The sequence below is a fragment of the Allobosea sp. P5_A5 genome (assembly GCF_056400625.1).
This window is the reverse complement of the sequence record NZ_JBFUKY010000008.1, coordinates 17,036-34,089: the sequence shown is the minus strand read 5'-3', so window position 1 is coordinate 34,089 and position 17,054 is coordinate 17,036. Positions and strand designations below refer to the sequence as shown.

General features: G+C 64.7%; 17 protein-coding genes. 9 read left to right on the top strand and 8 right to left on the bottom strand.

Going from position 1 to position 17,054, the window contains the following annotated elements; genetic code table 11:
- Nucleotides 1–3 precede the first annotated feature (3 nt).
- Complete coding sequence (locus AC1DR6_RS16060; RefSeq protein ID WP_476830253.1) at nt 4–852, top strand: SDR family NAD(P)-dependent oxidoreductase; 849 nt, start codon at nt 4–6, stop codon at nt 850–852.
- A 46-nt stretch (nt 853–898) separates the two neighbouring features.
- On the opposite strand, the gene AC1DR6_RS16055 is transcribed toward AC1DR6_RS16060, so the two are convergent.
- The 3 genes from AC1DR6_RS16055 to AC1DR6_RS16045 all read right to left on the bottom strand — a co-directional run bounded on the left by AC1DR6_RS16055 (nt 899) and on the right by AC1DR6_RS16045 (nt 3,109).
- Nucleotides 899–1,228, bottom strand: a complete 330-nt coding sequence (locus tag AC1DR6_RS16055; RefSeq protein ID WP_476830252.1) for a response regulator — start codon at nt 1,226–1,228, stop codon at nt 899–901.
- A gap of 294 nt (nt 1,229–1,522) precedes the next feature.
- Nucleotides 1,523–2,023 carry a DUF992 domain-containing protein gene (locus AC1DR6_RS16050; protein ID WP_476830251.1) on the bottom strand — a complete coding sequence of 167 codons (501 nt, stop codon included), beginning with the start codon at nt 2,021–2,023 and terminating at the stop codon, nt 1,523–1,525.
- A 363-nt stretch (nt 2,024–2,386) separates the two neighbouring features.
- Complete coding sequence (locus AC1DR6_RS16045; protein WP_476830450.1) at nt 2,387–3,109, bottom strand: extensin-like domain-containing protein; 723 nt, start codon at nt 3,107–3,109, stop codon at nt 2,387–2,389.
- Here AC1DR6_RS16045 and AC1DR6_RS16040 point away from each other — a divergent pair.
- On the top strand, nt 3,032–3,244 hold the full coding sequence (locus tag AC1DR6_RS16040; RefSeq protein WP_476830460.1) for a hypothetical protein: 213 nt from the start codon (nt 3,032–3,034) through the stop codon (nt 3,242–3,244). The two genes, AC1DR6_RS16045 and AC1DR6_RS16040, sit on opposite strands and share 78 nt — an antisense overlap.
- 58 nt (nt 3,245–3,302) lie before the next feature.
- Here AC1DR6_RS16040 and AC1DR6_RS16035 read toward each other — a convergent pair whose 3' ends face one another.
- Nucleotides 3,303–4,097 carry a response regulator gene (locus AC1DR6_RS16035; RefSeq protein WP_476830250.1) on the bottom strand — a complete coding sequence of 265 codons (795 nt, stop codon included), beginning with the start codon at nt 4,095–4,097 and terminating at the stop codon, nt 3,303–3,305.
- Nucleotides 4,098–4,301: 204 nt separating this feature from the next.
- Here AC1DR6_RS16035 and AC1DR6_RS16030 point away from each other — a divergent pair, with 204 nt between their 5' ends.
- Genes AC1DR6_RS16030 through AC1DR6_RS16020 form a run of 3 tightly spaced genes read left to right on the top strand, consistent with a single transcriptional unit; the run spans nt 4,302 to nt 6,725 of the window.
- The gene (locus AC1DR6_RS16030; RefSeq protein ID WP_476830249.1) at nt 4,302–4,526 is read left to right on the top strand and encodes a NepR family anti-sigma factor; all 225 of its coding nucleotides are present in this window, start codon (nt 4,302–4,304) and stop codon (nt 4,524–4,526) included.
- Nucleotides 4,513–5,073, top strand: coding sequence for a sigma-70 family RNA polymerase sigma factor (locus AC1DR6_RS16025; protein WP_476830248.1), 561 nt, complete (start codon nt 4,513–4,515; stop codon nt 5,071–5,073). Before AC1DR6_RS16030 ends, AC1DR6_RS16025 begins: the two co-directional genes overlap by 14 nt.
- Nucleotides 5,073–6,725, top strand: a complete 1,653-nt coding sequence (locus AC1DR6_RS16020; protein WP_476830247.1) for a histidine kinase dimerization/phosphoacceptor domain -containing protein — start codon at nt 5,073–5,075, stop codon at nt 6,723–6,725. Before AC1DR6_RS16025 ends, AC1DR6_RS16020 begins: the two co-directional genes overlap by 1 nt.
- 43 nt (nt 6,726–6,768) lie before the next feature.
- Here the strand turns inward: AC1DR6_RS16020 and AC1DR6_RS16015 are convergent, their stop codons facing one another.
- Together AC1DR6_RS16015 and AC1DR6_RS16010 are read right to left on the bottom strand one after the other, a co-directional pair.
- The gene (locus AC1DR6_RS16015) at nt 6,769–7,680 is read right to left on the bottom strand and encodes a transglutaminase family protein (protein ID WP_476830246.1); all 912 of its coding nucleotides are present in this window, start codon (nt 7,678–7,680) and stop codon (nt 6,769–6,771) included.
- Between the two features lie 138 nt (nt 7,681–7,818).
- A complete protein-coding gene (locus AC1DR6_RS16010; protein ID WP_476830245.1) occupies nt 7,819–8,100 on the bottom strand; it encodes a hypothetical protein in 282 nt (93 codons plus the stop codon).
- 216 nt (nt 8,101–8,316) lie between these two features.
- Here AC1DR6_RS16010 and AC1DR6_RS16005 point away from each other — a divergent pair, with 216 nt between their 5' ends.
- The 4 genes from AC1DR6_RS16005 (at nt 8,317) to AC1DR6_RS15990 (ending at nt 12,343) form a co-directional block, all read left to right on the top strand.
- Nucleotides 8,317–9,072 carry a Crp/Fnr family transcriptional regulator gene (locus AC1DR6_RS16005; RefSeq protein ID WP_476830244.1) on the top strand — a complete coding sequence of 252 codons (756 nt, stop codon included), beginning with the start codon at nt 8,317–8,319 and terminating at the stop codon, nt 9,070–9,072.
- Between the two features lie 148 nt (nt 9,073–9,220).
- Nucleotides 9,221–10,015 (top strand): class I SAM-dependent methyltransferase, encoded by a 795-nt coding sequence (locus AC1DR6_RS16000; RefSeq protein ID WP_476830243.1) that lies wholly within the window; start codon nt 9,221–9,223, stop codon nt 10,013–10,015.
- Nucleotides 10,016–10,152: 137 nt separating this feature from the next.
- The gene (locus tag AC1DR6_RS15995; RefSeq protein ID WP_476830242.1) at nt 10,153–11,346 is read left to right on the top strand and encodes a diguanylate cyclase domain-containing protein; all 1,194 of its coding nucleotides are present in this window, start codon (nt 10,153–10,155) and stop codon (nt 11,344–11,346) included.
- 67 nt (nt 11,347–11,413) lie between these two features.
- Complete coding sequence (locus tag AC1DR6_RS15990) at nt 11,414–12,343, top strand: glutaminase (protein ID WP_476830241.1); 930 nt, start codon at nt 11,414–11,416, stop codon at nt 12,341–12,343.
- Between the two features lie 125 nt (nt 12,344–12,468).
- Here AC1DR6_RS15990 and AC1DR6_RS15985 read toward each other — a convergent pair whose 3' ends face one another.
- Nucleotides 12,469–14,091 (bottom strand): ABC-F family ATP-binding cassette domain-containing protein, encoded by a 1,623-nt coding sequence (locus tag AC1DR6_RS15985; RefSeq protein ID WP_476830240.1) that lies wholly within the window; start codon nt 14,089–14,091, stop codon nt 12,469–12,471.
- Between the two features lie 267 nt (nt 14,092–14,358).
- Nucleotides 14,359–16,797, bottom strand: a complete 2,439-nt coding sequence (gyrB, locus tag AC1DR6_RS15980; RefSeq protein ID WP_476830239.1) for a DNA topoisomerase (ATP-hydrolyzing) subunit B — start codon at nt 16,795–16,797, stop codon at nt 14,359–14,361.
- Between the last annotated feature and the right edge of the window lie 257 nt (nt 16,798–17,054).

Sequence of the window (17,054 nt, the reverse complement as noted above, 5' to 3'; positions counted from 1 at the left end):
GTCATGACGCTCCATCCTGCTCTCATCGCCGCCAATGTCGCCGTGGTCACCGGGGGAGCGTCCGGCATCGGCTTTGCCGCCGCGCGCGCTTTTGCGGGCTTTGGGATGAAGGTCGCCATCGCCGACACCGACGGCGAAGCGCTACGCGCTGCCGGCCAGGTGTTGGCGACGCTGGTCGGCGAGGCGAATGTGCTGGCGCTGACGGCCGATGTCTCGCGGCGCGAGGATGTCATGGCGCTTCACGAGGCGGTGACGTCCCGGTTCGGCGGCGTGCATCTGCTGATGAACAATGCCGGAATCCAGCGCGAAAGCAGTGTCTTCGGTCCCGACGAGACCTGGCAGAAGACGCTTGCGGTCAACCTCGGCGGCATCGTCAATGGTACGCAGATTTTCGGTCCCGGCATGGTCGCCCATGGCGCGCCCGCGCTGATCGTCAACACCGGGTCTAAGCAGGGTATCACCACCCCGCCCGGTAACCCCGCCTATAACGTCGCCAAGGCGGGCGTGAAGGTCTTCACCGAGGCGCTTCAGCACGAACTGCGCAACACGCCCGGCTGCCGGGTCGGCGCGCATCTGCTGATCCCGGGTTTCGTCTTCACGCCGTTGACCGCGCGCGGCCGCATCGAGAAACCCGAAGGCGCCTGGACGCCGGAGCAGACCGTCGATTTCATGCTCGAAAGGATCGGGGCAGGCGATTTCTACATCTTGTGCCCGGACGGCGAAACCACCCGGGCGACCGACCAGAAGCGCATGGCCTGGGCGATGGGAGACATCATCGAGAACAGGCCGCCGTTGTCGCGCTGGCACGAGGGCTATGGCGCGGCGTTCAAGGCATTCAGCGGGGATCGATAAGTCGCCACCGGAACTGGGTCGGCGAAGGCAGACGCTGGTATCGTGGTCAGGCGGCGGTCTTCGCCGGCAACCCGCCGATCGCGGTGACCACAAAGGCCGCGATGTCCCGCGTCGAGAACGGCTTGCGCAGGAAATGAGCGCAACGCAATGGCGTCGGCACGTCGTGAGGCGCCGAGCCGGAAACGAAAGCGAAGGGGATGCCTGTTTTGAGGAGCGTATCGGCGACATCGAAGGTTTTCCCGCCGATGACGTCGATGTCGAGCAGGGCGCAGGACAGTCTCCGGCTCGCAGCCAGCCGCGCGGCCTCGACGGTCTCCACAACGATCACCTCGGCATGGTCGCCGAGCTGTTCAGCAACGGCGGATTCGATATCCATGGCGATAAATGGATCGTCTTCGACGATAAGGACACAAATATCGGCCATCGATTATGGTGTCCCACTCCCCATCAAGGGATTCGCGAACTCAACGTGAGATCGCCCGCGATGTTCCTGAAGCAACGCGCTTCGGATTTTATTTGTAGCAAATTCAACTGAGAATCTGCGCCACCAAAGTTATCAAACCGTAACGACAACCGGCCACCCAATCGGCCTCACGGCGATGAGCGACCCGTCACCGTCTCGGCCGATGGGAAATTCACGCTTTGGACCCTCGCGTCGCCGCTGCCTGTCCTAGCGGCGCCTGCGCGGTGTGTTCAGAGCCAGCTCGAGTTCGGTCACGCCGATGGCAATATTGACGCCGCGCAGCGTCTGCATCGCGAGCGGGCGCAGCGAGACTGCGTTGCCGTTCCCGCCGACCAGGATGGGTGTCCCGACGGTGCCGTCGGCCGTGGCAGGCCGTTCCGCCGTCTTATAGGTCCCTGCGAGGGCGCCGAACGGGGCGCGTGCATAAGGACCGGAGACGCGCCAGCTCATTCGCGTTCCGCGCATCGCACCGAGATCGACGCCGAACTGACGCACGGTGCCGGTGTAATACTGGATGGGGCCGCGCCGCGGATGATAGCGGCACGCCATCGGCTTCTGCGACTTCACCACGGCGGCCGAATTCGGGCCGATCGTGCAGGACAGCCGTCCCGCCGGCGGGCCGGACTGGGCCCAGGCCGGCAGCGAGAACGTCAGAAGACAGCCCAATGCCGCCAATGGCAGGCCGAAGCGGGAATGCCTGTTGCTCATCTCGATGCTCCTGGCCAGAAAACGGAACGGAACGCCCCACCATGTCCACGGTTCCGGCACATTGGAACCACAGGACTCGACTTGAGTTGACGCTTCATCTTGGCATGGGAATGGCAATGGCCGTGAGTCGTCTGCAAGCGGAAACCCCAGTATTCAGTCGATCCATGAACCGGACCGGTTCGCCGCCGCCATTCTGGGAACTCGAGGATCTGCGCAGCGCCGGCCTGGAGCGGGATGCCGCTCTCGATGTCATGGCGGCGCGCCGCGCCCGGCCAGCCCTTGTGGTCGCAGGTCCGCGCGAGACATCGCGATCCCGCCTGTCGTGGTCATGCGTCTCTAACATTCGTTCAATCGGCTGACGGGCTACTGGCAAAAGCGTGAGGCGCGCGAGCGCCGCTCCTGGATGTCGATATGCAGATGAGTGGCATGCTCTGGATCCGAGCCCGGTCCCAGCGCCGTCATGAACGCCCCGCAAGCTGATTGCCGGATCGCTGTCAGGAACGGTCCGTCTGTTGTGTGCGCAGGCTTCTCCACCGAGATTTCGCGGGCCTCCCGGCCCAGGCCAATCCTGAAAGCGAAGATATCGAGCGCCTTCCCGGTGGCGTGCTCGCTGACCGGACCGGCCGCTTTGCGATTCCGCCGCCGACATTCCTGGCCGCCCCCCACTCTGAGCGCCGTCAGATCCGAGCCGAAATGGCCTTTAGCGAGCGGCTGGGCTGTGGTGCCGAGCCAGGCTCCCACCGTCTTGGCCATGGCACAACTCAAGGTTGGAGGCGGCTCCAAGGCGATGGCGCTACCCTGCGCGCCGGCGGCCAAGGCCTCGACCACGACCGGCTCCTCGACCCGGCAGGCCGGATCATTGCTCAGCGAAGACGGCTCTGCCGCGCGCAGCCTGTTGCCGGAAACCGCCTTGAGTTCGGCCAGGCAGCTCGATACCGCCGGCGTTGCCGGTGAGGAGGCGGGGGGCGGCTGGGGCTCCGATACGGGGGCCGGCGCCGGAGAGGCCGGTTGATCGCTGGCCGGTCGATCTGGCAGGCGTCGCCCCAGTTCGGCTGGCCGCTGCGGCGGGAGTGGTGCGCCTATCACCGCTATCCTGGCCTCGGCGAAACCCGCATGCGACCCCGCGCAGCCCAGCATGACGACGAGGGCGCGCAGCAAAACAAGAAAGCGAGCGAGGTTGCTTGCGGATGGACCGGCGTTCAATCGATCCTGGCGACCTAAAAAAGAACCCGCGAAAGATCGCGGGTTCTCGAATGGCTGGATCGGAGCTAAGGGCAGTTCAGGCCGCCTTGCGGCCGGCACGCCGATCGAAGAACAGCGCCTGGCTGATCGCGGCCTTCACAGCCTCGGGCTGGAACGGCTTCGTGATCAGGAAGGCCGGCTCCGGACGGTCGCCGGTCAACAGACGCTCGGGATAGGCGGTGATGAAGATCACCGGCACATCGATCGAGGCCAGGATCTCGTTGACCGCATCGAGGCCGGAGCTGCCATCGGCCAGCTGGATGTCGGCGAGCACCAGTCCGGGACGCTTCTTCGCCACCAGCGCGATCGCCTCCCGCTGGGTCCGCGCCACACCCGTCACCGTGTGGCCGAGCTCCTCAACCATCGTCTCGATGTCGAGTGCGATGATCGGCTCGTCCTCGATGATGAGCACGTCGGTGGCGACCTGCTCGGCGATCTCCTGGCCGGCTGTCTGGATCAGCGACGCCGCGTCGTTCGCGGACAGGTTCATGATCCCCGCGACCTCGTCGATCGAGAAGCCCTCGACGGTCCGCAGCAGGAAGGCCTGACGCGGCCGCGGCGTGAGCGCCTCGAGGTTGCGCTCGGCCGGCGCCTGCCCGAGTTCGACGACAGGCTGGCTGCTGTCGATGCCCGTGGAAGACCAGAGCTTCAGGAACACACGGTAGAGACCGATGCGCGGATCGACATCGCGCGGGAATCCGGAAGGATCGGCGACCAGCGCTTCAAGCATCGCGACGACATGAGCATCGCCGCTGGCTTGCGTGCCGCTCAACGCGCGTGCGAAGCGACGCAGATAGGGCAGATGGGGCGCGATTTCCTTGGCGATCGACATGAAGACGTCCTTTTTATCTTGCCGGGATAATGACTTAGGAACCGCGCGTGACAAGAGAATTATTTTTTATCGCTTCCGGAACCTTTTAGGCAAACCCCTGTTATTAGAGCGCATTGGTGTTGCCATAACGGCCCTGGGTCGGCTTCGCCGTGGTGTAACTGGCGTGATCGGCTGGAAAAGCAGGCGCGCGGCGCGAGGGCTGACATGACGAATGCGGATTCAGCGATGTCCGAACCGGGGTTAAGAGACAATGATGACCTCGAAATGGTTCTAGATCCGAGGGTGCAGGAGTCGATCGGCCGCTCGCTCAAGGCGCATTACGACGACATCATCAGTGCGCCGGTGCCAGACAAGTTCCTCGTGCTGCTGGCGCAGCTTGAAGCGACCGAACAGCGCGCAGCCGGAGCTTCGTCCGATGAGCGCAAATGATTTCAAGGACGGCCTGATTAAAGAGATCCCGAATCTGCGGGCATTCGCCGCCTCGCTCTCGGGCTCGATGCAGCTGGCTGACGATCTGGTTCAGGACACGCTGCTGAAGGCGTGGGGCAATTCCGAAAAGTTCGAGCCCGGCACCAGCCTCCGGGCCTGGCTCTTTACGATCCTGCGCAACACCTATTATTCGCTTTACCGTAAGCGCGGCCGCGAGGTGCAGGACAGTGAGGGCACCTATGCCGAGCGCATGGCGACGCATGGCAATCAGGAAAGTCACCTCGACCTCGCCGATTTCCGCAAGGCGCTGGCCAAGCTTCCCGAGGAGCAGCGCGAAGTGCTGATCATGGTTGGCGCAACCGGCCTGTCCTACGAGGAAACCGCCGAGATCTGCGGTGTGGCAATCGGGACGATCAAGAGCCGCGTCAATCGGGCGCGCACCAAATTGGCCGAACTCCTGTCGATCGGCAGTGTCGACGATCTCGGACCTGACCGCACCAGTGCGGCCGCCATACAGAGAATGGGTTCCGAAACCGTCGGATATTGATGCGTCTCGCTCGTTTCAGCACTGTCAGGGGCCGCCTTCTCGCGCTCCTGATCGCCATCGCGCTGCCTATCGCTTGCGTGACGGCCTTGGCTGCGGCGACGGCCTATCGCTCCATCACAGACGCTATCGCGGCCTCTCAGGTGCAGGCGGCGGATGATTTCGCGGTCCGGACCCGTGTCTGGTATCGCGGAGCGCTGCGGTCCTTGCTGGCGATCGGGACTGTAACAAGCGCCAGCAAGCTGTCGGGCGACGCCTGCGATCAGGCCGCGCTCGCCACCCTGACCAAGGTGCAGGGTTATGCGGCTGTGCTGTTGCGGATGACTGATGGGCGCAGCTGCGTTGCGAGCCGCGATCCGGCGATCGGCCGCGGGCCGCTGCGAGAGCTGGCCGATCGCTTCCGTGGGCAGCTGCCGGTCGCACCTTGGAGCGGCACCGAGCTCGCGCAGGCTCGTTACGGCCAGGTCACTCAAGGAAATCAGCGTTATCTCGTCGTCCATGCCGAAAATCCGGATGCGAAATCGGGCGACCTCCAGGACGGAATTCTGCTGATCGAGCCGCAGATTCTCGAAAGCGTCTTCGACCTCGGCAACGGAGGCCAGGGTATGAGAGTGGCCCTGGTGTCTCGCGATGGCGGGGTCGTCGCAAGCCGCGGCGATGGCGGCGACAGCAGCTGGCTGCCGCCGGACAATCAGATACCGGTCGATGGCGGGCGGTGGCAGGGTTACGGCAAGAGTGGAACGAAGCGCGCTTATGCGGCGCGCGTCGTGGCCGAGCCTGGCTTTTATGTGGTGGCAGGCTTCGATGATACGCGTGAACGCGCGGCTCGCATCCAGTTCGCGATGTTGCTGCTGGCGCCGCTTCTCACGCTGGCGCTACTCGGCGCGGTTTATCTGCGCGCACTCGAGAAGCATTGTCTGCGCTGGCTGCGGGGCATCGAGGCCGCAGCGCGTGCGCGCGCTTCGGCACGCGGCGCCAGGGCGCCGGTGGCACCAGACATGCCGAGCGACATCCGGAGTGTCGCCGAGGCCTTCAACACGATGGTCGACGAGCAGGAGGTGCGGCAGCGCCGGCTCCAGACCGCGCTCGACGACAATCGTTTCCTCGTCCGGGAGCTGCATCACCGGGTCAAGAATAGTCTGCAGGTGGTGCAGAGCTATATCGGGCTCAGCAAGCGTGACTATCAAAGCGAGGCGCGGCTGGCGTTGGCCGACGCCGAATGCCGCGTCCATGTGCTCTCCGCCGCCTATCGCTTCACACTTGCCGATGGCGAGATGCAGCCAGTCAGGGTCGACGTTTTCCTCGAAGATGTGGTTACGATGATCTCGAATCTGATCCGGGCGCGCGATCAGGCGATCGGCAGCCACATCGAGACGCAGGCGACGCTCTCGGTAGATCGCATCATTCCGCTAGGCTTCGTCGTGGCCGATGTTGCTTCGCGTGTCCTGCGCAGCACACCCGGAGTCTCGATTGTGCTGACGGTCGAGGATGTCGACGCCGATACGGTCGAGATCGGGCTCGAGGCGGACAGGGATATCCGGCACAGCGAGCCACCGCGCTTGTTCGCCGGTTTGCTCTCGCAAATCCAGGCGGTTCAGAGTGCCGCTCCGAACGGACGGATGCTCGGTCGCTGGCGGGTCCGGCACGAAAGCTGAGGCAACTTGGCGACCGCGTTGCCGCTTTGGTCGCGAACGCGGCTCAGGCAGCCGTCGACGCGCGGAGGATCGGCTCCTCGCTGGGGCCCGGAATGGGTTCGATCGAGACACCCACGCTGAGCCCCAGAAACGACCCGGGCGGTCCAATAAAACTCCCTGAGACAGGTGAGGCATCCTCCGGCACCCGTGCCACCGCGACCCTGAGCAACTGACGGTCGGCGACGAGATCATTGGTCGGATCGAATTCGATCCAGCCGTCACCCGGAATGAATACGTCGGCCCAGGCATGCGTCAGCCCAACCGGTGAAACCACTCCAGACGCGTCAGGCGTGACATCCTGAATATAGCCGGTCACGAAACGGGCAGCGAAGCCCAGCCTTCTGGCCAGCTCGATGAACAGCCAGGCATAGTCGCGGCACGAGCCGTGCCCCATCATCACGGTATCGGCAGGATGCTGCGTACCCTCGTCGTATCGGATGGCATAGCTCAGCTCGCCGTAGATGGAGTGGGCGAGATCGCGCAGAACATGGCCGGACCCCTGGCCGATCCGGGAGCGAAAATTCGCAAGCCAACGGTCGAGCACGCCATCCGGATCGGCTGCCGCAAGCTCGAAATAGGGCTGGAGGACCGCGCTTTCGCCATCCGTATAGGCAATGCCGCTCAAAACGGCTTCCGGCACCAGCTGCGCATGGGGAACAGCGGAGCCGAACCGTTGGAGCGTCAGTTCGCTGACGATTTCAAGCGTATCGGCAGAAGAGCCGAATTCGGCAATTGCGACGGGGTTGCCATAAGCGTCATGCAGCCAGCGCAGCTGCGCTGCAGGCGAGATGGTCAGAGCCGTATCGACGACGCGCAGATCGAAACTGTCGCGCGGCCGTAGCATCAACCGGTGTGGGCCGAATTCAACCGGCTGGCCGTAGCGATAGGTCGTGGCATGGCGAATGCGCAGATGCATCATCGTTCCGCAACGACAGCTGGGAAGCTATCAAAAAACAAGCCGCCAAATGGCGGCTTTGAAGTCATGCGCGAGGATGCGCGGGGATGAAACCGCCGGAGGGATATAAGGTTCCGCGCCTAGGCGAATAATTTCGCCTTAACGATAGAAGGTCGGCTGCGGTGCTGCAGCCATCGCCTGCTGCGAGGAGCTCGGGATGGCGCGCTTGGCTGCACTTTCGGTACGATCCGAACGATTGACTGAAGCCACCTGGGCGACGCCCGGCGTGGGATCGACGCCGCGAGCGATCGCAACGGTTGTCGAGCTCTGGTCGGTCGAAATCTGGAAATCCGAGCCGAACGTAAGGCCACCGACGACGGCGCCCATGCAGCCGAAGAACACCAGGGCACGCTTGGCCGGAGCGAAGCTGTTATTCAGCATCTTGATCTCCCAGAGCTTCCGGCCTCCCGGCCGGCTTTCATGGCAGGAAAACGCCTCATCAACGCTAAAGGTTCCAGAACGCGCATTTTACGATCGTCAGGCCGCTTCCTTTGCGTGAAGACGCCTGCTCGTGGATCCCTGAGGAACGTGCTATAGCGCGGCGCGACACAGGTGCCACCGCTTGGAAAGACGGCGGCTTGGGGGCTTCTCTCAGTGATGAACCAGACCATGAGGCCGGGGCGCGCCGGTCCGCCCTGTCTCGCATGCCCCCTGCGATTGAAGCCGGCCTTCAAGGACAAGTCCGACGAGGAGGTTCGCTTCATCCAGGCGATGAAGACGGATCACCGCCTCGTGCCGGCGGGCAGCGACATCATCCACCCCGGCCAGGAGGATGCGGAGCTTTATACGCTCTTCTCCGGCTGGGCCTTTCGCTACAAATCCTTGCCCGATGGCCGCCGGCAGATCCTCAACTTCCTGCTTCCGGGCGATCTCGTCGGCCTTCAGGCTTCGCTGCTGATCGGGGCGGAGCATGGCATCGAGGCGCTGACGGATGTCGAACTCTGCACCTTTTCCCGCAAGCGCATCTGGGACCTTTTCGTCAAGATGCCGAGCCTGGCCTACGAACTGGCCTGGCTCGGGTCGCGCGAAGAGTCGATGATCGACGACAATCTGACCTCGGTCGGCCAGCGTAATGCGGGCGAGCGGATCGCGGCGCTCGTGATCACGCTGTTTCACAGAGCGCAGGCGCTAGAGCTGGTCAGCGAGGGCGGCTTCGCGTTTCCGCTCTCGCAGCAGGAACTTGCGGACGCGCTCGGGCTGTCGCTGGTCCATACCAGCAAGACCTGGTCGCGGCTGCGCAAGGCCGGCCTGTTTTCGCTCGTCGGCGGTCGTCTGACCCTCCTCAATCCGCGGCTGACCACGCAGATGGCGGCGATCTACGATCAACCGAAGGCTCCGCGGCCCTTGATCTGACGCTGGCGGGACGTGAGCGCCGCAAAAAGACTTGGCGCGGCCGGCTTGACCCCATATGCCGGGCCGGTAACGTCGCAAGACGAGCAAAGCCGCGATGGGCCGGGAGCCATGCTCGCCGCGCCCGTTCCTCGCGTGCCAAAGAGGTAGCATGGCTTCGACGACACGACATCGTCCTCCGCGCGCGGTTTCGATCGCGGCTCGCCTCGGGCAGTCGCGTGTCGCCAGCCGGCTCGAAGGTGAGGTCCGTATGACCGCCGCCGATCTCGTCGACAGCGTCGCGGAAGCCAAGCTCAAGGTCGCCGCCGTCCGCTACAAGGTTGAAAGCGAAGTCCGCAGCAAGACGCAAAAGCTGCGCAACCGCGTCAGCGAGGCCAAGGCCAAGCTCGGCGACGAGGCGCGCTTCATCAGATCCTGGATCGACGATCCGCGCAGGACCGGTTCGGTGACGCCGTCGGGGCCGGCGCTGGCGCGCCGCATGGCCTCCTTCGTCGATCCCGAGCAACCCGGTCCCGTCATCGAGATCGGCCCCGGCACCGGCCCCGTCACCGAGGCGCTGATCGAGCGCGGTATCGACGAGGCCCGGCTGGTTCTGGTCGAATACAGCCCGGAGTTCTGCGATCTGCTGCGCAAGCGCTTTCCACGCGCCACTGTCGTGGAGGGCGACGCCTATGCGCTCGCGGAAACGCTTGCAGGCCATCTCCCTGAAAAAGCGATCGCGGTCGTCTCCAGCCTGCCGCTGTTCAATCGCCCGCCCGCGACGCGCGGTGCCCTGGCGCGCGAAGCCTTCCCGCTGCTGGTGGAAGGCGCGCCCTTCATCCAGTTCACCTATTCGGTGATCTCGCCGATCCCGCGGCGCGGCTCGGGGCTCAAGGCTTTCGTGTCCGACTGGGTCCTGCGCAATATCCCGCCGGCCCGTGTCTGGGTCTATCGCCAGGCGAAGTGACGCACACGGCTCACGCGGTCTTCTGCGTGACAATGCAACCACCGATCAATACGGAATCGTAACCGAAGCCGGTTAAGACCTCGCGGCCGATCAGACCGATAGCTTGCCTGTTCGTCGGCATGGAGTTCGACCGGCCTATGAGTGGTTCAACCCTGCGGTTCAGCCTGCCACGCTGGCGCGCGACGCGCTGGCTGGTCGACGCCGGCCCGGATGTCCCGCTCGACATTCGCACGGCGTTGATCGGCAGCTTGTTCGGCACGCTCCCGATCTTTGCCGGCGGCGTTCTCAATTCGCTGGCGGTCTCCTTCCTGATCGCCTGGCGCATTCCGACACTGCCCTTTCAGCTTTGGTGCGCCTTCGAGGTTCTGTGCTGCTTCACGCGTCTGTTCGTGCTCGCCACCGCGCGTAGCCGAGCCGAGCAAGGCCGCTCGACGCCGACCGACCTCTACCTTTGGCTCGGCATCGCCTGGGCGACCGGTATCGGTGCCGGGACCTTTCTCAGCCTGACGAGCGGCGACTGGGTCGCGGCGGCGCTGGCCTGCCTGTCGGCCGCCGCGATGGTCGGCGGCATCTGCTTCCGTAATTTCGGCGCGCCGCGCATGGCCGGCATCATGATCGCGCTGACGCTCGGCCCTTGCTGCCTTGCGGCCGCCTTCGTCGACCAGCCGATCATGCTGGTGACCTTCATGCAGATCCCGTTTTACCTCTTCAGCATGACGGTCGCCGCCTACAAGCTCAACGGCATGCTGATCTCGACCATGCGGGCCGAGCGCGAGAACGCCTTTCATGCCCGCCACGACATGCTCACCGGCCTGTCGAACCGCGCCGGCCTGAGCCGGGCATTCCAGGCCCGTTTCGAGCCGGTGGCCGAGGGCAGGCGGCTGGCGTTGATCTATCTCGACCTCGACGGCTTCAAGACTGTCAATGACGGCCATGGCCACATGGCCGGAGACGCGCTTCTGCAACTGGTCGCCGAGCGGCTGCGCGGGCTTGTGCGCAGCACGGACGTGGCGGCGCGCATCGGCGGAGACGAATTCGTCGTGCTGACCGAACAGGCCGAGCAGTCGCAATTGCAGAAGCTTGGCGAGCGGCTCGTGGGCGAGATTTCGCTGCCCTACGAACTCGACAACGGCCTCGTCATCGCGATCGGCGCCTCGGTCGGCATCGCGCTGGCCCCTGACCACGGCACCGACCTTGCCGGGCTGATGAATGTCGCGGATGCCGCTCTCTACCAGGCGAAATCGCGCGGCAAGTCGCTTTGCGTCATCGCCGGGCAGAACATCCGGCTCGGTCAGCATGGCTCCGGCCCGGGGCTGCACCAGCTGCATTGACGCCGCTTGACCTCGGCAGCGCGATAAGGCTTGCCTCTGCCGACTTCGCGGCGGCGGGAGCAGGGTGTTGGCGGATATCGCTGAGTTGGTCCGCACTATTGCGGACGAGATGCGCGAGGCGCCGGAGCGCGGCGAGGTCGCGAGCTATATCCCGCCACTTGCCGGAATCGACCCCAGCCGCTTCGGCATCTGCGTCGTCATGGCCGACGGCCATGTTCACCAGGCGGGTGACAGCGACGAGCCCTTCTCGATCCAGAGCGTCTCGAAGGTCTTTGCGCTGACGCAGGCGCTCGGCAAGGTCGGTGACACACTTTGGCGCCGTGTCGGCCGGGAGCCTTCCGGCTCGGCCTTCAACTCCATCGTCCAGCTCGAACGCGAGCAGGGCGTGCCGCGCAACCCCTTCATCAACGCCGGAGCGATCGTCGTCTGCGACGTCAATCTGGCCGGACATCAGCCGCGCGTCGCCATTGGCGAATTACTGCGCTTCGTACGCTATCTGGCCGATGACGACGACATCGCTATCAATGAGGCGGTTGCGCATGCCGAGCAGGTGACCGGCTTCCGCAATATCGCGCTCGCCAACTACATGAAGTCCTTCGGCAACATCGCGCATGCCCCGGAGCTGACGCTGGGTGTCTATTTCCACCAATGCGCCATCGCGATGAGCTGCCGCCAGCTCGCAATGGCCGGCCGCTTCCTGATGCATGGCGGTGCTTATGAACCGGGCGGCTCGCGCGTCGTCTCGGCCCAGCGCGCCCGGCGCATCAACGCGCTGATGCTGACCTGCGGCCATTACGACGCGTCCGGGGATTTCGCCTTTCGCGTCGGCCTGCCGGGGAAATCCGGTGTCGGCGGCGGCATCCTGGCCATCGCGCCGGGCAAGGCGGCGATCGCGGTCTGGTCGCCGGGCCTCAACGCCAACGGCAATTCCCTGCTCGGAACGCTGGCGCTGGAGCGGCTGGCGGACGCGACCGGCTGGTCGGTGTTTGCGGGGTAGGAAGAGGGCTCGTCATGCTCGGGCTTGACCCGAGCATCTCATGCCGGAGGGGATCCAGAACCTCCTCTTGCCAGAGATTCTCGGGTCTGCGCTTCACTTCGCCCGAGAATGACGGCATTTTTCGATCAACTTCTCAAACCCGGCGCTTCCTGCCCGGTGCGGGCGACGTATTCGGTATAGCCGCCGCCATAGGCATGGATGCCCTCGGGCGTCAGCTCCAGCAGGCGGTTCGACAGCGCGGCCAGAAAATGCCGGTCGTGGCTGACGAACAGCATCGTGCCCTCATATTGCGAGAGTGCGGTGATCAGCATCTCCTTGGTCGCGATGTCGAGATGGTTGGTCGGCTCGTCCAGCACCAAAAAATTCGGCGGGTCGTACAGCATCATCGCCATGACGAGCCGCGCCTTCTCGCCACCCGACAGCACGCGGCAGCGCTTCTCGACATCGTCTCCCGAAAAGCCGAAGCAGCCAGCGAGCGAGCGCAACGAGCCTTGGCCGGCCTGCGGAAAACGGTCTTCCAGCGCCTCGAACACAGTGAGCTCGCCGTCCAGCACCTCCATCGCATGCTGGGCGAAATAGCCGAGCTTGACGCTGGCGCCGATCTGAACCGTGCCGGCATCGGCCTCCGTCGTGCCGGTGACGAGCTTCAGCAGGGTGGACTTGCCGGCACCGTTGACGCCGAGCACGCACCAGCGCTCCTTGCGCTGGATCTGGAAGTTCAGCCCATCATAGATGCTGCGGCTGCCATAGCTCTTGTGCACGTCCTTGATGCTGACGACGTCGTCGCCGGAGCGCGGCGCCGGCTGAAACTCGAAGGCGACGGTCTGGCGACGACGCGGCGGCTCGACGCGCTCGATCTTGTCGAGCTTCTTCACCCGGCTCTGCACCTGCGCGGCGTGCGAGGCGCGCGCCTTGAAGCGCTCGATGAAGGCGATCTCCTTGGCGAGCATCGCCTGCTGGCGCTCGAACTGCGCCTGCATCTGCTTTTCGGCCAGCGCCCGCTGCTGCTGGTAGAATTCATAGTCGCCGGAATAGCTCGTCAGCGCGCCGCCATCGATCTCGATGATCTTGCCGACGATGCGGTTCATGAACTCGCGGTCATGCGAGGTCATCAGCACGGCGCCGTCATAGTTCTTGAGGAAGGATTCCAGCCAGATCAGGCTTTCGAGGTCGAGATGGTTCGAGGGCTCGTCGAGCAGCATGGCGTCGGGCCGCATCAGCAGGATGCGGGCGAGCGCGACGCGCATCTTCCAGCCGCCGGAAAGCCCGCCGACATCGCCTTCCATCATCTCTTCGCTGAAGCCCAAGCCCGCAAGCACCTCGCGCGCCCGGCCGTCGAGCGCATAGCCGTCGAGTTCCTCGAAGCGCCCCTGCACCTCGCCATAGCGGGTGATGATCTCTTCCATCTCGTCGGCCCGCGCGGGGTCCACCATCGCCGCTTCGAGCTCGGCGAGTTCGGCCGCGACCGTGCTGACCGGCCCAGCCCCGTCCATCACCTCGGCGACGGCGCTGCGCCCGGTCATCTCGCCGACATCCTGGCTGAAATAGCCGATGGTGATGCCGCGATCGGTCGAGACTACACCCTCGTCGGGCGCTTCCTCGCCGGTGATCATCCGGAACAGCGTGGTCTTGCCGGCGCCGTTGGGACCGACGAGCCCGACCTTCTCGCCCTTCAGCAACCCTGCCGACGCTTCGATGAAGACGATCTGCTTGCCGTTCTGTTTGCTGATGTTTTCGAGACGGATCATGACGTGTGGGAGACCTTGGGGGGAACCTTGGGGATGCCGAACCCGTCATTGCAAGCCTCGGGTCTTGCCTTCGGCAGGCTCAAGGACAGGCTCCGCGAAGCAATCCAGGAGGACTGGGTCTGACGCTCACCCGGTCCTTCTGGATTGCTTCGTCGCTTCGCTCCTCGCAATGACGGGTAGAGGCCGAACTGATGAGACAGCCCTCTACGCGATGACGGCGAGCGAGGAAAGGCTACGACTCGTCGTCGGGCGAAAGCCCGTCTTCGCTCAGATATCGACCGTTGCGTTCAGCGCATTCGTCTGGATGAATTCGCGGCGCGGTTCGACGACATCGCCCATCAGCTTGACGAACAGGTCGTCGGCCTCGTCGTTCTGGTCGATCTTGACCCGCAGCAGCGAGCGCACGTCGCGGTCCAGTGTCGTCTCCCAGAGCTGTTCCGGGTTCATCTCGCCCAGCCCCTTGTAGCGCTGCATCGCGACGCCCTTCTTGCCGATGGCGAAGACGGCGTCGAACAGGTCGCTCGGCCCGTTGATCGCAAAGGAATCGCCCTTGCGGCTCAGCGTCCCCGGTTTGGAATAGGCTTCCTGCAGCGAGACCGCGGCGGCATCGAGCCGGCGCGCCTCCGCGCTGGCGAGCAGACCGACATCGATCGTCGCCGCCTGCTTCACGCCGCGCACCATCCGGGTGAAGACAAAGCCGCTATCGACGACCTTGCCCTCCCAGCCGCGCTCCAGCTCGTCGGAGATCAGGTCGAGCCGCTTCGCGACCTTCACGGCCGCCTCGTTCGCCTGCGCCTCATTGTCTTCGCTGACCGGGTGCAGCGCGGCGGCGATCGCCACCTGCTCGACCACCCGCCGGTCATAGCGCGAATGCAGTTGCGCCAGCGTGTTGCGGACGTTGCGCGCTTCCTCGATCAGCGATTTCAAATCCGCGCCACCACGCTCGGCGCCGCCGCTGGTGCGGAAGATCGCGCCGTCGATGGTGGAATCGATCAGGTACTCCTCGAGCGCCCGCTCGTCCTTGAGATAGACATGGCTCTTGCCGCGCGCCGCCTTGTAGAGCGGCGGCTGCGCGATGAAGAGGTGCCCGGCATCGATCAGCTCCGGCATCTGCCGGAAGAAGAAGGTCAGCAGCAGGGTGCGAATATGGGCGCCGTCGACGTCGGCATCGGTCATGATGATGATCTTGTGGTAGCGCAGCTTGGCGAGGTTGAACCCGCCCTGCTCGGCCGCACCGCGACCGATGCCGGTGCCCAGCGCTGTGATCAGCGTGCCGACCTGCTCCGACGACAGCATCTTGTCGAAGCGCGCCCTCTCGACGTTGAGGATCTTGCCGCGCAACGGCAGCACGGCTTGATATTCGCGGGCACGGCCCTGCTTGGCCGAGCCGCCGGCGGAGTCGCCCTCGACGATGAACAGTTCGGATTTGGCGGGGTCGCGCTCCTGGCAGTCGGCCAGCTTGCCCGGCAGCGAGGCGATATCCAGTGCGCCCTTGCGGCGGGTCAGGTCGCGCGCCTTGCGGGCGGCCTCGCGCGCCATGGCCGCTTCCGCGACCTTGCCGACGATCAGCCGGGCCTCGGCCGGATGCTCCTCGAGCCACTCGGACAGCGCCTGGTTGACGATGTTCTCGACGACCGGCCGCACCTCGGACGAAACCAGCTTGTCCTTGGTCTGCGAGGAGAATTTCGGATCGGGAACCTTGACCGAGACGATCGCGGTCAGTCCCTCGCGGCAATCATCGCCGGTGAGCGAGATCTTCTCCCTCTTGGAAATGCCTGAGCTTTCGGCGTAGCCGGTGATCTGGCGCGTCAGCGCGGCGCGAAAGCCCGCCAGATGGGCGCCGCCATCGCGCTGCGGGATATTGTTGGTGAAGCACAGCACGTTCTCGTGGTAGCTGTCGTTCCACCACAGCGCGACATCGGCGGTGATGCCATCCTTCTCCGAGGAGAGCGTGATCGGCTTGTCGAGTACGCCGGTCTTGGCCCGGTCGAGATAGCGCACGAAGGCCTCGACGCCGCCCTCATACATCAGCTCCTCGCGGACGACCTCGGCATGGCGGGCATCGGTCAGCACGATGCGCACGCCCGAGTTCAGGAAGGCGAGCTCGCGCAGGCGCCGCTCCAGCGTCTTGTAGTCGAACTCCACCATGGTGAAGGTCTCTTGCGAGGGGGTGAAGGTCACCTCCGTGCCGCGCTTGTCGCCCTGGGGGCCGACGGCGACCAGCGGCGCGATCGCGACACCGTGGTGGAATTCGATGAAGTGCTCGCGCCCGCCGCGCCAGACCCGCAGTTTCAGCGAGGTCGAGAGCGCATTCACCACCGAGACGCCGACGCCGTGCAGGCCGCCCGAGACCTTGTAGGAGTTCTGGTCGAACTTACCGCCGGCATGGAGCTGGGTCATGATGACCTCGGCCGCCGAGATGCCTTCCTCGGTGTGGATATCCGTCGGGATGCCGCGTCCGTTATCGGTCACGGTGACCGAACTATCGGCGTTCAGCGTCACCGTGACGAGATTGGCATGGCCGGCAAGCGACTCGTCGATGGCGTTGTCGACGACCTCATAGACCATGTGGTGCAGGCCCGAGCCGTCGTCGGTGTCGCCGATATACATGCCCGGGCGCTTCCGAACCGCGTCCAAACCCTTGAGGACCTTGATGGAATCGGCGCCGTAGTCGTCGGGCTGGGGCGTCGGCGCGGCGTCGGTCATGAAACACTTCCCAAGCGGGCGAGCGAGCGCCCGCGATTATTCTTGATTCGAACCGCGAATATACGCGCAAACGATGTCTTTTTCACGCGCCTACGCGTGCGTGCGCGAGGAATGCGCTTTTTGGCATGGCATCATCGTCATTGCGAGGAGCGAAGCGACGAAGCAATCCAGGGGGCTGGGCTGAGCGTCGCACCTCGTCCTCCTGGATTGCTTCGCGGAGCCTGTCCTTGAGCATGCCGAAGGCAGGACCCGAGGGG